The following is a 21,418-nucleotide window of genomic DNA, read 5'->3' as shown; positions in this document are numbered from 1 at the left end:
CAGCCGTTACTGTGCCGGGTATGTCGACCCCCACCCTGCCCAGGCCCCTGACCGACCGCTATCTCCGCTTCCTCCGTGCCCCCACGGCCGCCGCGCCCTCCCTCACCACACTGCGGGCGCTGCACCGGGCGCACGTGCTGCGGGTGCCGTTCGCGAACCTGGAGATCCAGTTCGGCCGCCCCACCACGATCGACCCGCAGGAGTCCGCCGAGCGGTTCCTGGCCGGGGGCGGCGGGTACTGCTTCCACCTCAACGGCGCGTTCGGCGCGCTGCTGACGACGCTCGGGTACCAGGTCGAGTGGCGCTGGGCGGGCATCCACCGGGCGGACAACCAGGCCGGGGCCTCCGGCGACCACCTCACCCTCACGGTGCGCTGCGAGGGCGAGACCTGGCTGGCCGACGTAGGCCTCGGGCAGGGCTTCCTCGAGCCGCTGCCGCTGCGCAGCGGCAGCTACCGGCAGGGGCTGTTCGCCTACCGGCTGCGCCCCTCCGCCGTCGAGCCGGGCGGCTGGCGGCTGGACGCCGACCCGCAGCTCGGCTACCTCGGCATGGACTTCCGCCGCGGCCCCGCCGCCGGCCCGGCCGACTTCGCCGAGCGGCACGAGTGGCTCTCCACCGCGCACGAGTCGCCCTTCCGCCCCTTCCCCTGTGTCTTCCAGCCGACCCAGGGCGGTCAGCGGGCGCTGCGCGGCATCGTGCTGACACAGATCGACGCCGAGGGCCGGCACGTGCGCGAACTCACCGGCTGCGACGAGTGGTTCGCCACCGTGGAGGAGGGCTTCGGGCTGCGGCTGCCGGAGGTCGGCCCGGCCGAGCGGCAGGCGTACTGGGAGCGGATCAGCGCCGCGCACCGGGCCTGGAAGGCCGCCTCGGCCGCGAAGGCCTGAGCCGGTGTCGGGGCAGCCCGCCCGACCCGGGGGCCGAATCGCACAGGCATTCCGCAGGTCCTAGGCTGTCGGTCGATGACTGTCGACCGCCGCACCGTACTGCGCTCCTCCGCCCGCCTGGCCGCCCTGTCCGCCACCGGGGGGCTCGTCGCCGCCTGCGGCGAGACCGCCGAGCAGAATGCCTCCGGCCCGGCCTCCTTCGCCGCCCGGGTCCAGCCCTCGCACCTCAACACGGAGGGCCCCGCCGCCGGCGGCCTGCCCGCCGCGCCGAGCGGCACCCCGACCGCCCCGCCGCCGACGCCCAGCACGCCGCCCGCCTCGCCCCCGCTCGCCGCGGGCACCCCCGACGAGGTGGTCAACGGCCCGCGCGACCGCAAGCAGGTCGCCCTGACCTTCCACGGCCAGGGCGATCCGGCGCTCGCCACCGCGATACTCACCACCGCCGAGCAGCACGGCGCCCGGCTGACGGTGATGGTCGTCGGCACCTGGCTCGACCAGCAGCCCGCCATGGCCCGGCGCATCCTGGACGGCGGTCACGAGCTGGGCAACCACACCCAGAACCACCTCGACATCTCGACCATGGCCCCGCAGCAGGCGCACGACGAGATCGCCCAGTGCGCGCAGCGGCTGCAGAAGCTCACCGGCTCGATCGGCCGCTGGTTCCGCCCCTCGGCGGCCCAGTACGCCAACGCGATGGTGCGCCAGCAGGCCAAGCTGGTCGGCTACCAGCACTGCCTCTCCTTCGACGTCGACCCGCGCGACTACTCCGACCCCGGGGCCGACGTGGTGCAGCGCCGTCTGCTCAAGAGCGTGCAGGGCGGCTCGGTGGTAGCCCTGCACATGGGGCACAAGGGCACCCTGGACGCGCTGCCCGGCATCCTGGACGGGCTGAAGGGGATGGGCCTGAGCGTGGTGACCGCCAGTCAGCTCTGCGCGTAACCCGCTACCAGCACTCCGGGCGCCCGTGCGAGGCTCGGGCGCATGCGATACATCATCATCGGTGCGGGTGCGGTCGGCGGCGTGATCGGGGGACGGCTCTTCGAGAGCGGCCACGAGGTGGTGCTGGTCGCGCGCGGCGCGCACCTGGCGGCGCTGCGCGCGGGCGGCCTGGAGCTGACCACCCCCGAGGGCACCCGCACCCTGCCCGTCCCGGCCGTCGGCGGCCCGGCCGAGCTGGAGCTGAGCGCCGACGACGTCCTGCTGCTCGCCGTGAAGACGCAGCACGCCGAGGCGCTGCTCGCCGAGTGGTCGGCCCGCCCGGTGGCGGGCGGCGGCACCGCCGGGGAGGTGCTGCCGGTGGTCACGGCGCAGAACGGCGTGGAGGGCGAGCGCCTCGCGCTGCGGCACTTCCGCCGGGTGTACGGGATGTGCGTCTGGCTGCCCTCCACCCACCTCGAGCCCGGCAAGGTCAGCGCGGCGGGCCTGCCGAAGACCGGCTTCCTGCACGTGGGCCGCTACCCGGCCGGCTGCGACGGGACCGCGACGCGCATCTGCGCCGATCTGGAGGGCTCGGTCTTCCGCGCGGTGGCCACCGCGGAGGTGATGGCCTGGAAGTACGGCAAGCTGCTCGGCAACGTCGGCAACGCGCTGGAGGCCGTCTCCGGCCCGGCGGAGAGCGAGGCGCAGCTGGCGCTGACGCGCCGCCTGGCCGAGGAGTACCAGGCGGCCCTCGCGGCGGCCGGGATCGCCTACAAGAGCGCCCAGGAGCAGCGCGCCGAGCGCGGCGACCTGGTCAACCTTCAGCCGCTGCCCGGCATCACCCGCGGCGGCGGCTCCTCCTGGCAGAGCCTGGACCGGGGCACCGGCACCATCGAGGCGGACTACCTGAGCGGCGAGGCCGTGCTGCTCGGCCGCCTGCACGGCGTGCCGACCCCCCTCAACGAAGCCCTGCAGCGGCTGGCCAACGAGTTCGCCCGCACCGGCCGGGCGGCGGGCAGCCTGACCGAGGCGGAGCTGGCGGAGCTCGAGAGCCTGCTCTAGGCCATCGGGTCGCCGGGGCCGTACGGGCGCAGCCGCAGTGTCCGGGCGTCCGCCTCGCGGATCGCCTCGGCCTCGGCGACCAGGTGCTCGAGGTTGTCCCGCCCGGCGTGGATGAAGCGGCCGTGCAGGCCGTCGAAGCGGCCGCGGGCGGCGTCGACGGCCACCGCGACCATGTACGGGATGCTGCCCCAGGCCTTCATGCCCTTGAACATCGGCATCCCGGCCGTCATGTCGGTGGCCACCGCGCCGGGGCTGATGTCGAGCACCACGACGCGGTGGGCGGCCAGCGAGTCGGCCAGGTTGTCGGAGAGCTTGAGCAGCGCGCCCTTGGAGGTCGCGTACGCGGTGTAGTGGCCGTCCGGACGCAGGGCGAAGCCGGAGTTGAGGTTGAGCACCCGCCCGGAGCGGCGCTCGACCATGCCGGGCAGCACGTAGCGCAGCAGGTTGTAGGGGCCGCGCAGGTTGGTCTCCACCACCTGCCACCACTGGCTCGGGTCGGTCTCCCAGAGCGGCGCCTCGCTGCGGTCGACCTGCCCGGCGTTGTTGACCAGGAAGTCCACCGGGCCGAGGTCCCGCTCGACGGCCCGCACGGCCTCCCGGACGTTGCCGGGCCTGGTGACGTCCGCCGTCACCGCGACCCCGCGGGCGCCGTGCCGCGCGCACTCCTTGAGCGTCTCGGTGAGCGTGCCGTGGGTGCGCCCGAGCAGCCCGAGGGCCATGCCCTCGGCGGCCAGCCCGATCGCGATCTCCCGGCCGATGCCCCGGCCGGCCCCGGTGACCAGCCCGACCTGCCCCGTCAGCGACCCCGTCGGCATCCGTTCTTCCCCTTCCCGGCGTGTCCCGGCCTGCCGGTGCATTGTGACTCCCGTCTCACCCGGGGCGGCCCGGGCGCGCGCGGGTGGTGACGCATCTCATCCGATCGGCCCATCCTGCGGGCAGGTGAACCATCGTTCGCTTCCAGGTAGTACCGTCATGCAGGCGACACTCACGGGTACGACCTGTGCCGTGCCGTCCGCCGAACAGCTGCCGGGCCACCCCCGGCACCACCGTGAAGGGCATCTGAGTGAGTGACATCGCGCGCGTCGGAGTGGTCGGCTGCGGCCTCATGGGGTCGGGCATCGCTGAGGTCTTCGCCCGTGCCGGGCTGGACGTCCTGGTCTCGGAGGCCACCGGCGAGGCCCTCGAGCTCGGCCGCACCCGCCTGACGAACTCCCTGGAGACGGCCGTCCGCCGCGGCAAGCTGACGGAGGAGCAGCGGGACGAGGCGCTGGGCCGCCTCTCCTTCACCACCGACCTCGCCGACTTCGCCGACCGCGACCTGGTGGTCGAGGCCGTGGCCGAGCGCGAGGACATCAAGACCCAGATCTTCCAGACCCTGGACAAGGTGGTGGAGCGGCGGGACGCCATCCTGGCCTCCAACACCTCCTCGATCCCGATCGTGAAGCTCGCCTCCGCGACCAGCCGCCCGGAGCAGGTCATCGGCCTGCACTTCTTCAACCCGGCCCCGGTCCAGCGCCTGGTCGAGGTGGTGCCCACCCTCACCACCTCCGCCGACACCACCGCCCGCGTCGAGGCCTTCGCCGTCCAGGTGCTGGCCAAGGAGCCGATCCGCGCCCGCGACCGGGCCGGCTTCGTGGTCAACGCCCTGCTGGTCCCCTACCTGCTCTCCGCCGTCCGCATGTTCGAGTCCGGCGTGGCCACCGCCTCCGACATCGACAAGGGCATGGAGGCCGGCTGCGCCCACCCGATGGGCCCGCTGCGCCTGTGCGACCTGATCGGCCTCGACACCATCGTCTCGATCGCCGAGTCCATGTACGACGAGTACAAGGAGCCGCTGTTCGCCGCTCCCCCGCTGCTCTCCCGCATGGTCGACGCGGGCCTGCTCGGCCGTAAGTCCGGCCGCGGCTTCTACGACTACACCGCCACCGCCTGACCGGCGCAGCACGCGTCGAGGCCCGGCCTGGGTTCAGTTCAGGCCGGGCCTCGCCGTTCCCGCCGGTCAGTCCGGCCAGTTCGGTCAGTCCGGTCAGCGCGGGAAGAGCTCGCCGATGATCAGCTTGGTCAGTTCGTTGGCGGGGGCCGTGCCGTCGGGCGACTGGTTGAGGTTGGCGAGCACGACGACGGTGGCGGCGCGGTCGGGGTCGTAGCCGACGAAGCTGGTGTAGCCGGGGAGTTGGCCGTCGTGGCCGATGAAGCCCGCCACGTCGAAGATGGCCAGGCCGTAGCCGGGGGCGCCGGGCTCGTCGGAGGTGTGGATGAAGTTCAGGCGCTCGCGCTGGAGCTCGGGGGTGAGCAGGGAGCCGTCGGCCAGCACCCGGGCCCAGCGGCGCAGGTCGGCCACGGTGGAGACGGCGCCGCCCGCGGCGGCGGCCCAGGACGTGTTGTTGTGGGTGACTTCGTAGGGGTTGCCCGCCGACCAGTCTGCCCAGGCCGCGTCCTTGCCGGTGAGGGTGGGGGCGGTCAGGCTGTCGACGTTGTTGATGAACTCGTAGCCGTGCGCGTAGGGCCCGGGGATCACCGTGTGGGTGTCGAAGACGGTCCCGGGCATGCCGACCGGCTCGAAGATCCGCTCCCGGAACAGCTCGGCGAGCGGGCGGTGGGTGAGCTGCTCGGCGATCAGGCCGAGCAGCACGGTGTTGGTGTGGGAGTAGTGGAAGCCGGTGCCCGGCGCGAAGTAGCAGTCGTGCGCGAAGGCGATGTCGAGCAGCTGCTGCGGTGTCCAGTCCCGCTCGGGGTGCTGGTCGAGCTGCTGGTTGAAGCCCGGGTCCTCGGTGTAGTTGTACAGCCCGCTGGTCATCTGCAGCAGCTGGCGGATGGTGATGTGGTCGCCGTCCGGCACGTCCGGCCGGTAGGCCGAGACCGGGTCGTCGAGGCGGAGCAGCCCGTCCTTGACCAGCTCCAGGATGATCGTGCCGGTGAAGGTCTTGGTGACGCTGCCGATCCGGAAGTGGTCGCCCGGGTCGACCGGCCGGCCGGTGGCGAGGTCGCCGGTGCCGAGCGTGGTGGTCCAGGTGCCCCAGTCGGGCGTGGTCACCGAGACCACGGCGCCGGGGATGCGCAGCCGCTGCATCAGCGCGGTCAGGTCGGTGGTCAGCTGCCCCTGCGTCACCCCGGGCGCCCGGGGAGCGGCGAGGGCCGGGACCGCCGGTGCGGTGAGGGCGACGGCCGCCGCGAGCAGGGCGGCGGACAGACGGCGGGTACGGGCGGTACGGCGCATGGAGGTCCCGTTCGAAGCGGCGACAGGGCGGAGACCTCCGGTGTAGCAGCGCCGCCCGGCCTGCGCCGCGGCTTGGGCCGCCGGTGGGCGTGGCGGGTCGGGCCTGCCAACGCGACTCTTGACAGCCTCAAACTTCCCTCGAATATCGCCGCTGGGGTACTCTGAGGGATAACAAGGGAAGGACGGCACTCCGTGGAGCAGCTCTACTACTCGGTGGACCAGGTCGCGGCCCTGCTCGGGCTGCACGTCCGCACCGTCCGCGCGTACGTCCGGGACGGCCGGCTCAGGGCGACCCAGGTGGGCCGGCAGTACCGGATCACCCGGGAGGACTTGGCCGCCTTCACCGGGCTGCCCGCGCCGGCCGGCGCCGGCCGGCGGCACACCGAGGCGTCGAGCGTCGTGCAGGTCGAGGCCGTCAGCCCGGCCGAGGCGATGCGGATCTCCAACACCGCCGTCGCCCTCGCGCAGTCCCGCCGGGGCGGCGAGGAGGACGGGCCGCTGCGGGTGGAGAGCGTCTACGACGAAGGGCGGGCCACCCTCAAGCTCATCATCATCGGCGGCCTGGAGACCACGGCGGAGCTGCTGAACGTCGTCCACACCCTCACCACCGACAACCGGTAAGGAGAACACCGTGCCCCACCGCGTCGAGACCCTCGGCCGCACGCCCGTCCTGTTCTGCGACCCCGACCGGGCCGGGCTGCGCTCCGAGCAGGACGCCCTCGACCTGATCGGCGAGGCCTTCGGCACCGGCGCCGAGTGGATCGCCCTGCCCGCCGACCGGCTGCCGGCGGAGTTCTTCCGGCTGCGCAGCGGGCTGGCGGGGGCCGTGGTGCAGAAGTTCGCCAACTACCGCCTCAAGCTGGCCGTTCTGGGTGGCATCGAGGAGCACGTGGTGGCCAGCGATGCCCTGCGCGACTTCGTGCGTGAGTGCAACCGGGGCGGGCAGCTCTGGTTCCTGCCCGACGCCGAGGAGCTCGAACTCCGGCTCGCCGGACAGAGCTGACACCCAGCCAGGTTTTGGCCTTACGCAGTCAAGAATTTACCTCCTGGGTCTACTCGCGTATATCCGCACCGGAGCATTCTGGTCGGGCTTCGGGCTCCCGAGCATCTCGGGAATCAACTGCCCGCTCCAGAAGCGGAGTTACGCATGCCCAGAATCAGTGCTGCCGCTCGCCGCGCGGCTGTCGCCGCCGGTGCCCTGCTCGCCTCGGCGGCCCTCGCCGTCACCGCCACCACGGCCCAGGCCGCCACCGGCACCTACTCGCTGCTCGTCTTCCCCGACCAGAGCCACAACGCCGTGGTCAGCTTCATCAACACGGCGGCCACCTCGGTCGACATCACGATGTACGAGCTGCGGGACACCAGCGTGACCAGCGCCCTGGTCGCCAAGCAGAAGGCGGGCGTCAAGGTCCGGGTGATCCTGGACGGGCAGCACACCTCGGTCAACGGCACGGCTTTCAACACCCTGCGCTCCGGCGGGGTCGGCGTGACGTACTCCTCCTCGGCGTTCGTCTACACCCACCAGAAGACCGTCACGGTGGACAGCGCCAAGTCCCTGGTCATGACCGGGAACCTGGACTCGACCTACTACGCCAACGACCGCGACTACGGCGTCTTCGACACCGACAGCGCCGATGTCGCCGCGATCGAGCGGGTCTTCGCCGCCGACTACGCCAAGACCGCCGTCACCCCCACCGACGGCGACAACCTGGTCTGGTCGCCCACCGACTCGCAGAGCCGCCTGCTCGCCCTGATCAACGGCGCGCAGCACTCCCTCGACCTGGAGCAGCTGGAGTTCGGCGACACTGCGCTGGTGAACGCGATCGTGGCGGCCGAACAGCGCGGCGTGGCCGTCCGGGTGGTCGGCATGGACCCGAGCAGCTACGGCAGTTACTTCGACGAGGTGGTCAACGCCGGCGGCTCGGTGGTCACCTACTCCTCCTCCGGCGGCCTCTACGTGCACGCCAAGGTGATCGTGGCCGACTACGGCACCACCACCGCCAAGGTCTTCGCTGGCTCGGAGAACTTCTCCGACAACTCCCTCAACCACAACCGTGAACTCGGCCTGATCGTCAGCGACTCGGGCGTGCTGTCCGGCATCGAGTCCACCTTCGCCACCGACTTCGCGAACGGCACGCCCTACTAGGCCGTACCGCACCGAAGGGCCGGGCCCCTGCCGACCGGGGCCCGGCCGGTGCACGTTCCTCAGTGCTCCTCGGTACTGCGGGAGTCGGTGAGGGTGAGCGCCCCGCCCGCCGTGACCAGGGCCACGACCGCCGCCAGGACGGCGTAGGTGATCCGCTCGCCGTGGAAGAACGACTCCACCAGGGTGTCTCCCCAGGCGCCGGCGGGCAGTCGGGGGGCGACCAGCGCGGCGATCATGGTGCCGACCACGGCGGTGCCGACGCTGCTGCCGACCTCCTGGGCGGTGTCGTTGAGGGCCGTGCCGATCGAGGTGCGGTTCTCCGGCACCGCCTCGACGAGCGCGACGGCGCAGATCGTCATCACGGTGCGCAGACCCACCGTCATCACGACCATGCAGACCGCGACGGCGGCGTACCCGTGGGAGACGCCCCAGGCCAGACCAGCCAGCGCGGCGGCCAGGCAGGCGGCGCCGAACAGGCAGGCGGTGCGGTGGCCGAACCGCCTGGCGAGCCACTCGGAGAGCGGAGTCGCGACGATCATCGTCACGATGATCGGAAGGTTCGCCAGGCCCGCCCGGACGGGGCTCCAGCCGTAGGCGTACTGGAAGTGGAGGATCAGCCCGAACATCACTGCGGCCATCGCGATGGCCGTGCCGGTCTGGGCGATGGTGGCGCCCCGGACGGTGCCGTTGGCGAACAGCCCGAGATCCAGCATCGGCGAGGCGGTGCGGCGCTCGTGCCGCACGAACAGCCGGCCGGCGGCCAGGGCACCGCCGGCCGACGCGAGGGTGCCCGCGGCGGCCCAGCCGTGGTCGACGCCGCTGGTCAGCGTGTAGCAGGCGAGGCCGATGGCGGCGACGCTCAGCACGGCGCCCGGCAGGTCCAGCCGGTCCCGGGTGAGGTCCTCCGGCCGGTCGGCGGGGACGCCGAGCCGCACGCCGAGCGCCGCGACCAGGGCGATCGGGGCGTTGACCAGCAGCAGCCACTGCCACCGCACGTGGGCCAGGGCGGTGCCGCCCAGCAGCGGACCGAGGACGAAACCCGACATGCCGACGACGATCATCACGGTCATCGCGCGCATCCGCAGCGCCTGGTCGTCGAACAGCCGGAACACCAGCGAGTTGGTGATGGGCGCCATCGCCGCCGCGGCGACGCCGAGCCCGGCGCGCAGGGCGATCAACTGCCCGGTGCCGGTGACGGCCAGGACGGCCAGGCTCGTCAGACCGAACGCCGCGAGTCCGACCAGCAGCACCCGGCGGCGCCCGAGCCGGTCGGCCATCGACGTGGACCGCCCCTGGCTGGGATCGCGCGTCATGCGCAACATCGACGTCCCGAGCAACTCGCTGCGGCTCTACGAGGAGTTCGGCCGGCAGGCCCTCCGGCTCCCGCTCACGCCGCGGCAGCGGTTCCACGCCGTGTCGGCCGTCGTCGGCGTCGTGGTCAGCAGCGCCGACGACCTGGGGCAGGATCCGCCCCCGGCGGTGCTCGACGGCACGGTCGGGCGGAAGGAGTACCTCCGGCAGTACGCCGACACCTGGCGGGCGCTCGATCCCGCGGAGCACCCGTTCCTGCACGACATCGTCGACGTGTTCGACGGCCACGACGACCGGGAGCAGTTCCTCGCCGTCCTGGACCTGGCTCTGGCGGGCCTGCGCCTGCAGGCCGCCGGCCAGGACGGCCCCGCCTGGGGCACCCGGACCGGCACCCCCTAGGGGATCCGGCGGCGGTGTGGGCCCATCACCCCGGGGGCGTCGGCCGCAGGCCTGCCGTCGCCTGATGGGGGATCACCCTGAGGCCCAGGTGACGGGTCGTGAGACTCCGGTCGTACGTCAGTGGCTCTGCATACGCCGGAAGTTGGGGCGCCGATCCGTCCCCGGGCCGTACGGGATGCCGGGTCGGCGGGTCGGAGACTGGAGGCACTCCCCGACCCCGACTCCCTCCCGGAGGACTGCATGGCACTGCGACACCGACGGACGATTCCCGCACTGACGGTGGGGGCGGTGGCAGCCGTACTGGCCGGGCTGACTCCGGCGACGGCCTCCGCGGCGGGTGATCCGCTCCAGCGCTACGACCGGCAGCGGCTCCGGTGGGAGCGGTGCGACCCGGGGAAGCCCGCCACGTTCGAGTGCGCGAAGGTCAAGGTCCCGCTGGACTACGGCGATCCGGGCGGGCGGCAGCTGGACCTCGCCATATCGCGGGTCAAGGCGGGGAAGCCGCAGGAGCGGCACGGCGTGCTGCTGATGAACCCCGGCGGGCCGGGCGGGCCGGGGCTGACCCTGCCGGTGGACCTGGCGCCGGTGCTCCCGGCACAGGTGCGGGAGCAGTTCGACCTGGTGGGGTTCGACCCCCGCGGGGTCGGGCGGAGCTCGCCGATCGGCTGCGGCCTGACGGCCGACGAGCAGACCGTCCTGCACCCGTACTCGCCGGCCGCCTTCGGCCAGGACGTGGCGCGGGCCCGTTCGGTGGCCGACAAGTGCTGGGCGAAGGCCGGGGACGTGCTGCCGTACCTCACCACCCGGAACACGGCGCGGGACATGGACATCGTGCGGGCGGCGCTCGGGGAGCGGAAGATCTCCTACTACGGGCTCTCGTACGGCACCTACCTCGGCGCCGTCTACACCCAGCTGTTCCCCGGGCGCTCGGACCGGTTCGTGCTGGACAGCGCGGTGGACCCCGCGCGGGTGTGGCGGGGGCAGTTCCGGGCGTGGGCGCCGGGGGCCGAGCTCGCCTTCACCCGGTGGACCGAGTGGGCGGCGGCGCGCGACGCCACGTACGGACTGGGCGCCACCCCGGCCGAAGTCCGGAGGACCTTCTGGGATTTGATCGCCCTTGCCGACCGCACGCCCGTGCCGACCACGGGCAAGGCGCTGAGCGGCGGCGGCATCCGGACCGAGTACCCCGCCTTCGTCTCACCGGCGACCGTCACGCCCTGGATCGCCGCGCTCAAGGCCGCCGCCGCGGGCGGGCCGCCGGCCCCGGCCGCCCCCGGGGCGGCGGAGGAGGAGGCCGGGGCGGGCACGGCAGCGGAGACCCCGGCGGACAACGCCGTGGCCATGGCCTGGGCCGTCACCTGTGGTGACACCCGGAACTGGCCGCGCGACCCTGAGCAGTACCGCCGGGACGCGGTCCGGGACCGGGCGGCTTACCCGCTGGCCGGTGACCTGGCGGCCGGGATCCAGCCGTGCGCGTTCTGGAAGTCGGCGGCGATCGAACCCGCCACCGCGGTGGACAACCGGGTCGGCGCGCTGATCGTGCAGAACGAGTGGGACCCGCAGACGCCCCTGGCCACGGCGCAGGGCATGCGCCGGGCGCTGCACGGCGCGCGGCTGGTCACGGTGAACGGCGGCGAGGGCCACGGCGTCCTGGTGGCCGGCCCGTCCTGTGCCGACGCCGACGTCACCCGGTACCTGACCACCGGCCGGCTGCCCGCGCAGGACCACCGCTGCGGGCCGACCGGGAGCTAGGCCTCTCTTTCGGATCACGCCGGGCGGGCGCCGCCGGGGCACGGGTACACCCCCACCCGCCCGCCGTGCTGCGTTGATCCCCCGGCATCATCGCAGTACGGCGGGGGCGGCCAACAGCCGCCCCCGCCCTGGTGGTTCAGCTGTTGATGCTGTACGGGTCGCCGTAGACCTTCCACTTCAGGGGCGGGTTGAGGTCGAAGTTCCTGGCGTTCAGGAAGACCAGCTGCTCGGTGTCCACGCGGCTGGTGTCGCTGTGGGCCTCCTCCTTCTTCATGACCACCTTGCGGGCGTCCAGGAAGGCCTTGATGTACGTGGCCTCGTCGCCGCCCTGGGCGGGGGTCTTCGCCTTCTTCATGGCGGCGGCGCGGATGCCGCCGAAGCTGTCGCTGTCGGTGCCCGGGCCGTGCATCACGATGGCGTCGTAGTACGCGAACTGGCCCAGCGCGCGCAGGCCGTCGGCCTTGGCCTGCTTGACGGCCGGGTCGAAGTAGACCCGGTCGCGCTCGTCGTTCTGGGCCTGCTGGAAGACGGTGTCCTTGGCGGCGGTGGCCCAGTCCTTGGTGAAGGGGGTGCCGAGGCCGGAGTGCGAGGCGCTGCCGTTGACCTTCTTCAGCGCGGGCAGGTACTTGGCCAGCACGTTGCCGGGCTTGAGGTCGGTGTAGTGCTGGACGAGATCGAGCATGTCACCGGTGCCGGAGCAGAAGCCGATGATCCCGGCGGTGTAGCCGCGGCCGTCGCCGATGTCCTCGATGTACTTGTACTGCGCCTTCCAGTCCAGCGAGGAGTTCTCCGCGCTGGAGACGAGCTCCATCGCGATCTCCTTCTTGTGCGGGTCGTCCAGACCGACGCTCGCCCGGACACTCACCGGGGCGGCGTTCGCCGCGCCGGCCACGGCGACGGACAGGGGGGCGGCGGCGAGGACGATCGCCAGGGCGAGGCGGGCCGTGCGGTGCTGCGCGTGCATGAGCGCTCCGTCTTCCGTCACGGTGGCACGGGGGTACCACCCAGGGAAGTTAGGAAAGTTTCCTAACTTGGCTTGAGGAGATTGAAGCGCCCAACCCACTCTCTCCGCAAGGGCCCTGTTGTGTCCTGTCCATGCCCGAACAGGCAGAGGGCCCTGCCCCGGACAACTCCGGGGGCAGGGCCCTCACTTGACCAGCGTCGGCGACTACGCGCCGCGCAGCACCGCGCCCGTGCGGGCGGCGGCCTCGGCCACCGCGCTCTCGCGGGCGGCCGAGGCCTCCTCGGCCGTCAGCGTGCGGTCGGTGGCACGGAAGCGCAGCGTGTACGCCAGCGACTTCTTGCCCTCGCCCGCCTGCTCGCCGGTGAAGACGTCGAACAGCCGGATGGCCTCCAGGAGTTCGCCCGCGCCGTGGCGCAGCGCGGCCTCCACCTCGGCGGCCGGGACGGCCGAGTCGACGATCAGCGCGACGTCCTGGGTGGCGACCGGGTAGCCGGAGACGGCCGGGCCGCTGACCCGCTGCTCGCCGCCGGCGAAGAGCAGGTCCAGGTCGATCTCCATCGCGCTGGTGCGCTCCGGCAGGTGCAGCGCCTTGGTGACCCGCGGGTGCAGCTCACCGGCGTACCCGACGACCACGTCGCCGAGCAGCAGCTCGGCGCAGCGGCCCGGGTGCCACGGCGCCCGCTGGGCCGACCGGACGGTCAGCTCGACGCCCGCGGCGGCGGCGACGGTGCGGCCCGCCTCGATGGCGTCCGCCCAGCTCGCGCCGGCGCCCTTGCCCCACCAGCCGGACGGCAGCCGCTCGCCCGCCAGCGCGACGGCGACCCGGCGCGGCTGGTGCGGCAGCGCCGCGTTGAGCGAGGCCAGCTCCTCCTTGCTCGGGCGGCGGTCCACCGGCAGGCGGGGAGCCACCCGAAGCTCCTCCTTGGGGAGGAAGACGGTGCCGGCCTCGAACACGGCCAGGTCGGTGTTGCCCCGGCCGATGTTGCGCCGCAGCGCGCCGAGCAGGCCCGGCAGCAGCGTGGTGCGCAGCGCCGGCTCCTCGTCGTTCAGCGGGTTGACCAGCTTGACCGTGCGGCGGCGCTCGTCGTCCTTCTCCAGGCCGAGCGCGTCGAACGCGGCCTCGCCGAGGAACGGGTAGTTGTTGACCTCGACGTAGCCCGCGCCCGCGAGCGCGACGCCGGTGCGGCGGTGGAAGCGCTGCGCCTCGGTCAGGCCGCGGCCCGGCGGCACGGTGGGCATCCGCGCGGGCACGTTGTCGTAGCCCTCGAGGCGGATGACCTCCTCCGCGAGGTCGTACGGGTCGGTCAGGTCGGGGCGCCAGCTCGGCGGGGTGACCTCGAGGATGTCGGCGCCCGCGACGGTGCAGCCGATCTCCTGCAGGCGCCGGGTGACGGTCTCGCGGCCGTACTCGGTGCCCGCGACGCGGTCCGGCAGGTCGGCGTCGATCGCGATGGTCCGCAGCGGGTGCGGGGCCGCGATGTCGGTGACCCCGGCCTCGGCGGTGCCGCCGGCGATCAGGACCAGCAGGTCCACGGCGCGCTGCGCGGCGGCGCGGGCGGCCTCCGGGTCGACCCCGCGCTCGAAGCGCTTGGAGGCCTCGGAGGGCAGCTTGTGCCGCTTGGCGGTGCGCGCGATGGTGACGGGCTCGAAGTGCGCGGCCTCGATGATGATCTCGGTCGAGCCGACGACCTCACCGGTCTCCGGGTCCAGCACCGGGTCGAGGATCTCGGTCGAGGCGCCGCCCATGACACCCGCCAGGCCGATCGGCCCGGTGTTGTCGCAGATCAGCAGGTCCTCGGCGGAGAGGGTGCGCTTGACGCCGTCGAGGGTGGTGAGGATCTCGCCCTCCGCCGCGCGGCGGACCTGGATCGGGCCGTCCACCCGGTCGCGGTCGTAGGCGTGCAGCGGCTGGCCGACCTCGAGCATCACGTAGTTGGTGATGTCCACGGTCAGCGAGATCGGGCGGATACCCGCCTTCTGCAGGCGGCGCTGGAGCCAGATCGGCGACTGCGCGGCCGGGTCGACCCCGGTCACGGTGCGAGCCACGAAGCGGTCGCAGCCCGCCGGGTCGGCGACCTTGATCAGGTAGCCGTAGGAGTTGGCCGGCGGCACGTCGAGCAGCGCCGGGTCGGCCAGCGGCAGCCCGTACGCGGCGGCGGCCTCACGGGCCACACCGCGCATGGACAGGCAGTAGCCGCGGTCCGGGGTGACGGCGATGTCCAGCACCTCGTCGACCAGCTGCAGCAGCTCGATCGCGTCGGTGCCGGGCTCGTACTCCGGGGGGAGCACGATGATGCCGTTGTGGTCGTCGCCCATGCCGAGCTCGCGGGCGGAGCAGATCATGCCGGCCGAGGTGTGGCCGTAGGTCTGCCGCGCGGCGATCGGGAACGGGCCGGGCAGCACGGCGCCCGGGAGCACCACGACGACCTTGTCGCCCACGGCGAAGTTGGTCGCGCCGCAGACGATCTCCTGCGGCTCGCCGGTGCCGTTGGCGTCGCCGACGTTGACGAAGCAGTGGCGGATCGGCTTCTTGAAGCCGGACAGCTCCTCGATGGAGAGCACCTGGCCGACCACCAGCGGGCCCTTGAGGTCGGCGCCGATCTGCTCGACGGTCTCGACCTCCAGGCCGGCCCGGACGAGACGGGCGGCGACATCACGGCCGGTCTCGCCCGCCGGAAGGTCGACGTACTCGCGCAGCCAGGAAAGCGGGACGCGCATCAGATCTCCATCCCGAACGGGAGGGTGAAGCGGACGTCACCCTCGACCATGTCGCGCATGTCGGCGACGTTGTGGCGGTTCATCAGGATTCGCTCCAGGCCCAGGCCGAAGGCGAATCCGCTGTAGCGGTTGGGGTCCACACCGCAGGCGACCAGCACCCGCGGGTTGACGACGCCGCAGCCGCCGAGCTCGATCCAGCCCTCGGAGGAGCAGGTGCGGCACGGCCGGTCCGGGTTGCCGATGCTCTCGCCGCGGCAGACGAAGCACTGCAGGTCGATCTCGGCGCTCGGCTCGGTGAACGGGAAGTACGACGGCCGCCAGCGCAGCTCCAGGCCGTCGCCGATCAGCTTCGAGACCAGCAGCTCGATGGTGCCCTTGAGGTCGGCGAAGGTGATGCCCTCGTCCACCGCGAGGCCCTCGACCTGGCGGAACACCGGGGTGTGCGTCGCGTCCAGCTCGTCGGTCCGGTAGACCCGGCCGGGGCAGACCACGTACACCGGGGGCTCGCGGTCGAGCAGGGTACGGGCCTGGACCGGGGAGGTCTGGGTGCGCAGCACCACGCCGGAGTCGGCGGAGCCGTCCGGGGCCTGCACGAAGAAGGTGTCCTGCATCGAGCGGGCCGGGTGGTCCTGGTGCAGGTTGAGCGCGTCGAAGTTCAGCCACTCGGCCTCGACCTCGGGGCCCTCGGCGACCTCGTAGCCCATGGCCACGAAGGTGTCCTCGATCCGCTCGGCCAGCGTGGTCAGCGGGTGGCGGGCGCCGCGCGGGGTGCGGTCGTACGGCAGCGTGACGTCCACCGCCTCCTCTACCAGCACGCGGGCGTCGCGCTCCGCCTCCAGCTCGACCTGGCGCTTGGCCAGCGCCTGGTTGACGGCGCCCCGGGCCTGCCCGATCAGCTTGCCGGCGGCGGCCTTGGCCTGCGGCGGCAGCGCGCCGATCTCGCGGTTGGCCAGTGACAGCGGCGAGCGGTCGCCGGTGTGGGCGACCTTGGCCGCCTTCAGCTCCTCCAGCGTGGCGGCGGCGGCGAAGGCCGCGACGGCCTCGTCCCGGGCGCGCTCGACCTCTTCGGGCTTCAGTGCCTCGACCTCTACCGGGTCGTAGGACTTGTTGGGTGCGGACATCTCTATCTTTCCCGTGCTCCTGCTCGTGTTGTGCCGAGGTATGGGCTCGCGCCTCCCGCGGCCACGCCGCGCCAGGGCGTCGCGCAACGCCAAAGGACGAGTGTAGTCGCAGCCCGCGTAACGCCTGTCGCTCGAATGACCTCGTGAGACGGTCAGAGCATGAAGTCAGGGACGCCCGCGGGCAGGATAAATCGGAACTGGGCGCCGCCGCCGGGCGCGCGGGTGATCCGGATGGTGCCGCCGTGGGCCTCGACGATGCCCTTGACGATATAGAGGCCGAGGCCCGTGCCACCGCGCTTGGAGCCCCGCCAGAACCGGGTGAAGACGCGCGGCATCGACTCCTCGGGGATGCCGGTGCCTTCGTCGCTCACGGTGACTGCCGTTCCTTCCATGACCCGGGGCGGGGTGCCCGGGCGCTCCCAGTGGGCGGCCTCGACCACTTCCTTGGCGGGCGCCACCTCGATGGTGACAGTTCCCTCGCCGTGCCGCACCGCGTTTTCCAGCAGGTTGGCCAGCACCTGGTCGATCTTGTCCGGGTCGGCCCAGAGCTGGGTGAGCGGCTCGGTGGTCCGGATGTCGAAGCGCTCGGCCGGGCAGCCGGCCGCCACCTTGCCGTCCACGTGCCGGCGCACCGCGCCCGCGAGGTCCACCACCTGCTTGCGCAGCTCGAGCCGCCCGGCGTCGATCCGGGAGATGTCGAGCAGCTCGGCGATCAGGCGGGTCACCCGGTCCGCGTCGGCGTCGACGCTCTCCAGCATCCAGCGCTTCTGCTCGTCGGTGAACCGCTCCCACTTGGCGAGCAGGGTCTTGGTGAAGCCCTTGACGCTGGTCAGCGGCGAGCGCAGCTCGTGCGCCACGGTGGCGATCAGCTCGGCGTGCCCGCGCTCGGTGCGCCGCCGGGCCTCGGTGCCGCGCAGCGCCACCACCACCCGCTCGACCGGCCCGAGCGGCCGCTCCCGGACGTACCGGGCGGAGACCAGCACCTCGCGGCCCCCGGGCAGCAGCAGGTTGCGCTCCGGCTGCCCGCTGCGGATGGCCAACCCGCCGTACGGGTCGGTCAGCTGCCACCAGCGGTGGCCGTCGAGGTCCTCCAGGGGCAGCGCGTGGTCCAACGGCGTGCCGAGGGCGACGGCGGCGCGGATGCCGGTGAGGCGGGCGGCGGCCGCGTTGAAGCACACCACCTCGCCCGAACGGTCGGCGACCACCAGACCGTCCGGCAGGTCGTCCGGGTGCCACTCGGACCCGTAGCCGACCATGGGCGTCCTCCCCAGTAACCCACTACCCACTGTGTACGTCCCCCCACTGTCCGACCCTAGCGCCCTCGACTGCTGCAGGCGAGAGGCCGGACCGGCGGGGGCAAGGTCGGGCTCACGTCCGGCAGCCGCCGGGCGAGCGCTGGGCGCGCGCGGAGGCGTACAGGCAGACGGCGGCGGCCGTGGCCAGGTTGAGGCTCTCGGCGTGGCCGTGGATCGGCACCTTGACGACTTCGTCGGCCAGCGCCCTGGTCTCCTCCGGCAGGCCCCAGGCCTCGTTGCCGAAGACCCACGCGCCCGGCGCGCCGAGGGTGCCCTCGTCCAGCTCCTGGTCCAGGTCCCGCTCCCCCGCGCCGTCGGCGGCCAGCACCCGCACCCCGGCCGCGCGCAGCCGCCCGACCGCCTCCTCCACCGGCACCCCCACGGCGAACGGCAGGTGGAACAGGCTGCCCACCGAAGCCCGGACGGCCTTCGGGTTGTACGGGTCCACCGAGGCGTCGGTGAGGATCACGGCGTCCGCGCCGGCCGCGTCGGCGGTGCGCAGCACGGTGCCCGCGTTCCCGGGGTCGCGCACGTGCGCGAGGACCGCCACCAGTTTCGGGCGGGCGGCCAGGATGTCCTCGAAGGGGGTGTCCAGGAAGCGGCAGAGCGCCACGATGCCCTGGGGGGTGACGGTGTCGCAGATCTCGGCGATCACCTCGTCCGTGGCGGTGAGCACCGGCAGCCCGGCCGCGAGGGCGGCCTCGGTGATGTCGGTGTGCCGCTCGGCCGCCTCGGGCGTGAGGTAGACCTCCACCACCACGTGCTCGCTCGACCCGGCGGGCCGCCCGTACGCGACCGCCTCGCGGACGGCCTGCGGGCCCTCGGCGAGGAAGCGCCGCTCCTTGCTCCGCTGGTTGCGCCGGGCCAGCTTGCGGGCGGCGATGACGCGGGGCGAACGCAGGGAGGTGAGCAGGGGGGTGTCGGTGCTCTGCATGCTCTCGTTCTCTGGTGAGCGTCTCTGTGGTGGAACGCGCTCAGCCCCGCAGACGGAGCGCCTGCGGGGCCGAGGAAAGCTTGGTGCCTCAGCGGGCACCGAATCCGTACCTTCCGCCCGTCACCGGGCGGTCAGGGGCGGATTCAGGCGGCGACGGCGGCCTTCGGGGCGTTGACGTCGGCCGGGAGCGCCTTCTGGGCGACCTCGACGAGCGAGGCGAAGGTGGCCGGGTCGTTCACGGCGAGGTCGGCCAGCATCTTGCGGTCGATCTCGACGTTCGCGATCTTCAGACCCTGCACGAAGCGGTTGTAGGTGATGCCGTTGGCACGGGCCGCAGCGTTGATGCGCTGGATCCACAGCTGACGGAAGTCGCCCTTGCGCTTCTTGCGGTCGTTGTAGTTGTAAACGAGCGAGTGGGTGACCTGCTCCTTGGCCTTGCGGTACAGGCGCGACCGCTGGCCGCGGTAACCGCTGGCCCGCTCGAGGATGACCCGGCGCTTCTTGTGGGCGTTGACTGCCCGCTTGACGCGTGCCACTTCATTACTCCTTGGGTTGGACCACGGACTACTTCACGTGGTCCGTCAATCGAATGGGTCGGGAAGGATCAGCTGCCCCGCGAGTCCCTTGCGGGCCGCGGGAGGGCGATCACTTGCCGAGAAGCTTCTTGATCTTCTTGGCGTCGGCGGGGGCCATCTCGACAGTGCCGGCCAGCTTGCGGGTCAGCGTCGTGGGCTTGTGCTCAAGGTAGTGGCGGCGGCCGGCGCGCTCACGCAGCACCTTGCCCGAGCCCGTGATCTTGAAGCGCTTGCTGGCGCCGCTGTGGGTCTTCTGCTTCGGCATGTCGCCGTATCTCCTCGTCGGTCCGTTCCCGCCTCTGCATCACTGCGGAGGCGGGAACTGGATGGATCCTCGGTGCCCGGGCAGGACGCCCTTGCACCGTCGTGGCCGGTCCACCCGGACCGCGCGAACCCCTGCGGGCTCAGGCGTCCTGAGTGGTCTCGGCCGGCTTCTCGACCTCGGCGGCAGCCTCGGCGACCTCGGTGACCTCGGCGGTCTCCTCGGCCTCCTCGATGTCGTCGATCTCGTCGGCCTCCGCCTCGGCGGCGGCGTTCTCGGCCTCGAGCGCCGCGTCGTCAGCCGCAGCCTGGTCGTCCGCGCCGCTGTTGCGGCCCTGACGCTCAGCCTTGCGGGCGTCCGCGATCGCGCGGGCCTCGGCCATCGCCTCGGTCTTCTTCTTGTGCGGGCCAAGCACCATGATCATGTTACGGCCGTCCTGCTTGGCCGAGGACTCCACGAAGCCCAGGTCCTGGACGTCGTTCGCCAGCCGCTGCAGCAGTCGGAAGCCCAGCTCGGGGCGGGACTGCTCACGACCGCGGAACATGATCGTGATCTTGACCTTGTCACCCTGCTTGAGGAACCGGACGACGTGACCCTTCTTGGTGTCATAGTCGTGCGGGTCGATCTTCGGCCGGAGCTTCATCTCCTTGATGACCGTGTGCGCCTGGTTCTTGCGCGCCTCACGGGCCTTCATGGCCGACTCGTACTTGAACTTGCCGTAGTCCATGAGCTTGCACACCGGCGGCCGGGCGGTCGCCGCGACCTCGACCAGGTCGAGGTCGTACTCCTGCGCAAGCTCCAGCGCCTTGGCAAGCGGCACGATGCCGACCTGCTCGCCGCTGGGACCGACGAGTCGCACCTCGGGGACGCGAATCCGGTCGTTGATGCGGGGCTCGGTGCTGATGTGGCCTCCTTGGTTGCACCTTCTGCGCCGCGGCCGTCGGACGACCGCGGGTAGTGGACTCGACCACTGGGCGGGGCTTCATTCGTGCTGCGCTGCCCTACGGTGTGTATGCACCGCGACACGAAAAAAGCCCCGCTCGGTTACAGGCGGGGCTCCACAACAACCGGAGAGCGGCACCCCTTGTCTCTGGGGCACTGCTGGCGACTTCCTGCGCCCTTGCGGGCCGGTGTCGCGGACCGGAGACCCGTCGACCGCGAGGCCGATCAGGTGGGAGACTTTCGGGTTGCCCTGTCGGGCCTCCTGAGTGGAGCCTCCACTTGCTGGCCGGGTGCCCATGAGAGCTCCTGGCCGGTCAGTCTTGAAGCTTACGCTACGGACGCCGGTATTGAAAATGCGGGCCCGGCGGGGCTTGTACGCTGGGTGGCGTACTTCTGCCAGCCCCGACGGAGTGAGCCACCTTGAGCGCCCAGCCCACCGACCCGACCGACCTCTCCGAGGAGCAGATCGGCTTCGACGACCTCACCCGCGACATCGCGGAGGTCCCGGCCGTCGAGGTGATCACCACCGTCGCGGTGCACCTGATGAGCGCGGCCGCCGTCAAGTGCGGCCTCGCCGAGGGCGGCGCGGCCGACAAGGACCTCGACGAGGCCCGCAAGCTGATCACCGCCCTGGCCGGGCTGGTCACCGCCGGCGCCCCCGAGATCAGCAACTTCCACGCCGCCCCGCTGCGGGACGGCCTGAAGTCGCTGCAGCTGGCCTTCCGCGAGGCCTCGATCGTCCCGGACGCCCCGGGCGCGGGCCCCGGCGAGAAGTTCACCGGGCCGGTCTACAGCTAGTCGTACCTACGGAGAAGGGGTGGGGGGGGGGTGAGCCCCCCCCCCCCCAACATTTAAATGGGCCCCCACAAAGGAAAAGACGCGGGTAGGGTAATAGTTTAAATATTGCGGTTTAAT

General features: G+C 72.3%; 20 protein-coding genes and 1 pseudogene. 10 read left to right on the top strand and 11 right to left on the bottom strand.

The annotated features are described in order from the left end of the window. Positions 1-20: 20 nt before the first annotated feature. From ABT095_RS23020 to ABT095_RS23010, 3 genes are all read left to right on the top strand, one after another. Positions 21-887, top strand: a complete 867-nt coding sequence (locus ABT095_RS23020; protein WP_350531354.1) for an arylamine N-acetyltransferase family protein — start codon at positions 21-23, stop codon at positions 885-887. Positions 888-962: 75 nt separating this feature from the next. Further along, a complete protein-coding gene (locus ABT095_RS23015) occupies positions 963-1,826 on the top strand; it encodes a polysaccharide deacetylase family protein (protein ID WP_350531353.1) in 864 nt (287 codons plus the stop codon). A 42-nt stretch (positions 1,827-1,868) separates the two neighbouring features. Continuing rightward, on the top strand, positions 1,869-2,867 hold the full coding sequence (locus tag ABT095_RS23010) for a ketopantoate reductase family protein (protein ID WP_350531352.1): 999 nt from the start codon (positions 1,869-1,871) through the stop codon (positions 2,865-2,867). On the opposite strand, the gene ABT095_RS23005 is transcribed toward ABT095_RS23010, so the two are convergent. Beyond that, entirely contained in the window at positions 2,864-3,682 is an 819-nt protein-coding gene (locus ABT095_RS23005) for an SDR family NAD(P)-dependent oxidoreductase (RefSeq protein ID WP_350531351.1), read from the bottom strand. The genes ABT095_RS23010 and ABT095_RS23005 overlap by 4 nt on opposite strands. Positions 3,683-3,930: 248 nt before the next feature. Here ABT095_RS23005 and ABT095_RS23000 point away from each other — a divergent pair, with 248 nt between their 5' ends. Continuing rightward, positions 3,931-4,800 carry a 3-hydroxybutyryl-CoA dehydrogenase gene (locus ABT095_RS23000; RefSeq protein WP_350531350.1) on the top strand — a complete coding sequence of 290 codons (870 nt, stop codon included), beginning with the start codon at positions 3,931-3,933 and terminating at the stop codon, positions 4,798-4,800. 93 nt (positions 4,801-4,893) lie between these two features. Here the strand turns inward: ABT095_RS23000 and ABT095_RS22995 are convergent, their stop codons facing one another. After that, positions 4,894-6,084, bottom strand: coding sequence for a serine hydrolase domain-containing protein (locus tag ABT095_RS22995; protein WP_350531349.1), 1,191 nt, complete (start codon positions 6,082-6,084; stop codon positions 4,894-4,896). Positions 6,085-6,276: 192 nt separating this feature from the next. Here ABT095_RS22995 and ABT095_RS22990 point away from each other — a divergent pair, with 192 nt between their 5' ends. The 3 genes from ABT095_RS22990 (at position 6,277) to ABT095_RS22980 (ending at position 8,230) form a co-directional block, all read left to right on the top strand. Beyond that, a complete protein-coding gene (locus ABT095_RS22990; protein ID WP_350531348.1) occupies positions 6,277-6,705 on the top strand; it encodes a helix-turn-helix domain-containing protein in 429 nt (142 codons plus the stop codon). Positions 6,706-6,715: 10 nt separating this feature from the next. Further along, the gene (locus ABT095_RS22985; protein ID WP_350531347.1) at positions 6,716-7,087 is read left to right on the top strand and encodes a DUF4180 domain-containing protein; all 372 of its coding nucleotides are present in this window, start codon (positions 6,716-6,718) and stop codon (positions 7,085-7,087) included. Between the two features lie 144 nt (positions 7,088-7,231). Beyond that, positions 7,232-8,230 (top strand): phospholipase D-like domain-containing protein, encoded by a 999-nt coding sequence (locus ABT095_RS22980; RefSeq protein ID WP_350531346.1) that lies wholly within the window; start codon positions 7,232-7,234, stop codon positions 8,228-8,230. 59 nt (positions 8,231-8,289) lie between these two features. Here ABT095_RS22980 and ABT095_RS22975 read toward each other — a convergent pair whose 3' ends face one another. Continuing rightward, a complete protein-coding gene (locus tag ABT095_RS22975) occupies positions 8,290-9,543 on the bottom strand; it encodes an MFS transporter (RefSeq protein WP_350531345.1) in 1,254 nt (417 codons plus the stop codon). Between ABT095_RS22975 and ABT095_RS22970 the strand changes: the two are divergent. Together ABT095_RS22970 and ABT095_RS22965 are read left to right on the top strand one after the other, a co-directional pair. Further along, positions 9,512-9,940: pseudogene (locus tag ABT095_RS22970) on the top strand (hypothetical protein); the annotation flags it as partial. The gene ABT095_RS22975 and the pseudogene ABT095_RS22970 sit on opposite strands and share 32 nt — an antisense overlap. 240 nt (positions 9,941-10,180) lie before the next feature. Further along, entirely contained in the window at positions 10,181-11,692 is a 1,512-nt protein-coding gene (locus ABT095_RS22965; RefSeq protein ID WP_350531344.1) for an alpha/beta hydrolase, read from the top strand. Between the two features lie 136 nt (positions 11,693-11,828). On the opposite strand, the gene ABT095_RS22960 is transcribed toward ABT095_RS22965, so the two are convergent. The 8 genes from ABT095_RS22960 to infC all read right to left on the bottom strand — a co-directional run bounded on the left by ABT095_RS22960 (position 11,829) and on the right by infC (position 20,465). Next, entirely contained in the window at positions 11,829-12,656 is an 828-nt protein-coding gene (locus ABT095_RS22960) for a chitosanase (protein WP_350531343.1), read from the bottom strand. A 204-nt stretch (positions 12,657-12,860) separates the two neighbouring features. Beyond that, on the bottom strand, positions 12,861-15,374 hold the full coding sequence (gene pheT / locus ABT095_RS22955; RefSeq protein ID WP_350531342.1) for a phenylalanine--tRNA ligase subunit beta: 2,514 nt from the start codon (positions 15,372-15,374) through the stop codon (positions 12,861-12,863). Then, the gene (gene pheS, locus ABT095_RS22950; RefSeq protein ID WP_350531341.1) at positions 15,374-16,495 is read right to left on the bottom strand and encodes a phenylalanine--tRNA ligase subunit alpha; all 1,122 of its coding nucleotides are present in this window, start codon (positions 16,493-16,495) and stop codon (positions 15,374-15,376) included. The genes pheT and pheS overlap by 1 nt, the downstream gene beginning before the upstream one ends. Before the next feature lie 152 nt (positions 16,496-16,647). After that, positions 16,648-17,751 carry a sensor histidine kinase gene (locus ABT095_RS22945; protein ID WP_350531340.1) on the bottom strand — a complete coding sequence of 368 codons (1,104 nt, stop codon included), beginning with the start codon at positions 17,749-17,751 and terminating at the stop codon, positions 16,648-16,650. Between the two features lie 112 nt (positions 17,752-17,863). Further along, on the bottom strand, positions 17,864-18,724 hold the full coding sequence (locus ABT095_RS22940) for a TrmH family RNA methyltransferase (RefSeq protein ID WP_350531339.1): 861 nt from the start codon (positions 18,722-18,724) through the stop codon (positions 17,864-17,866). A 143-nt stretch (positions 18,725-18,867) separates the two neighbouring features. After that, positions 18,868-19,260: a 50S ribosomal protein L20 gene (rplT, locus tag ABT095_RS22935; RefSeq protein WP_104815082.1), complete on the bottom strand. Its 393-nt coding sequence runs from the start codon at positions 19,258-19,260 to the stop codon at positions 18,868-18,870. Positions 19,261-19,369: 109 nt separating this feature from the next. Beyond that, complete coding sequence (gene rpmI, locus ABT095_RS22930) at positions 19,370-19,564, bottom strand: 50S ribosomal protein L35 (RefSeq protein WP_350531338.1); 195 nt, start codon at positions 19,562-19,564, stop codon at positions 19,370-19,372. A 139-nt stretch (positions 19,565-19,703) separates the two neighbouring features. Continuing rightward, on the bottom strand, positions 19,704-20,465 hold the full coding sequence (gene infC, locus ABT095_RS22925; protein WP_350531417.1) for a translation initiation factor IF-3: 762 nt from the start codon (positions 20,463-20,465) through the stop codon (positions 19,704-19,706). Between the two features lie 458 nt (positions 20,466-20,923). Between infC and ABT095_RS22920 the strand changes: the two genes are divergently transcribed. Continuing rightward, on the top strand, positions 20,924-21,301 hold the full coding sequence (locus tag ABT095_RS22920; protein ID WP_350531337.1) for a DUF1844 domain-containing protein: 378 nt from the start codon (positions 20,924-20,926) through the stop codon (positions 21,299-21,301). Positions 21,302-21,418: the final 117 nt, after the last annotated feature.

The sequence above is a fragment of the Kitasatospora sp. NPDC002227 genome (genome assembly GCF_040296285.1).
Taxonomy (GTDB): domain Bacteria; phylum Actinomycetota; class Actinomycetes; order Streptomycetales; family Streptomycetaceae; genus Kitasatospora.
Note: the sequence above shows the minus strand (reverse complement) of the source record. Positions and strands in the feature narration are given on the sequence as shown.

Bases quoted from the DNA above. Each gene is read 5' to 3' on its own strand.
- ABT095_RS23020 (WP_350531354.1), top strand. From the start codon at position 21: ATGTCGACCCCCACCCTGCCCAGGCCCCTGACCGACCGCTATCTCCGC.
- ABT095_RS23015 (WP_350531353.1), top strand. From the start codon at position 963: ATGACTGTCGACCGCCGCACCGTACTGCGCTCCTCCGCCCGCCTGGCC.
- ABT095_RS23010 (WP_350531352.1), top strand. From the start codon at position 1,869: ATGCGATACATCATCATCGGTGCGGGTGCGGTCGGCGGCGTGATCGGG.
- ABT095_RS23005 (WP_350531351.1), bottom strand. From the start codon at position 3,682: ATGCCGACGGGGTCGCTGACGGGGCAGGTCGGGCTGGTCACCGGGGCC.
- ABT095_RS22995 (WP_350531349.1), bottom strand. From the start codon at position 6,084: ATGCGCCGTACCGCCCGTACCCGCCGTCTGTCCGCCGCCCTGCTCGCG.
- ABT095_RS22980 (WP_350531346.1), top strand. From the start codon at position 7,232: ATGCCCAGAATCAGTGCTGCCGCTCGCCGCGCGGCTGTCGCCGCCGGT.
- ABT095_RS22975 (WP_350531345.1), bottom strand. From the start codon at position 9,543: ATGACGCGCGATCCCAGCCAGGGGCGGTCCACGTCGATGGCCGACCGG.
- ABT095_RS22965 (WP_350531344.1), top strand. From the start codon at position 10,181: ATGGCACTGCGACACCGACGGACGATTCCCGCACTGACGGTGGGGGCG.
- ABT095_RS22960 (WP_350531343.1), bottom strand. From the start codon at position 12,656: ATGCACGCGCAGCACCGCACGGCCCGCCTCGCCCTGGCGATCGTCCTC.
- pheT (WP_350531342.1), bottom strand. From the start codon at position 15,374: ATGCGCGTCCCGCTTTCCTGGCTGCGCGAGTACGTCGACCTTCCGGCG.
- pheS (WP_350531341.1), bottom strand. From the start codon at position 16,495: ATGTCCGCACCCAACAAGTCCTACGACCCGGTAGAGGTCGAGGCACTG.
- ABT095_RS22945 (WP_350531340.1), bottom strand. From the start codon at position 17,751: ATGGTCGGCTACGGGTCCGAGTGGCACCCGGACGACCTGCCGGACGGT.
- ABT095_RS22940 (WP_350531339.1), bottom strand. From the start codon at position 18,724: ATGCAGAGCACCGACACCCCCCTGCTCACCTCCCTGCGTTCGCCCCGC.
- rpmI (WP_350531338.1), bottom strand. From the start codon at position 19,564: ATGCCGAAGCAGAAGACCCACAGCGGCGCCAGCAAGCGCTTCAAGATC.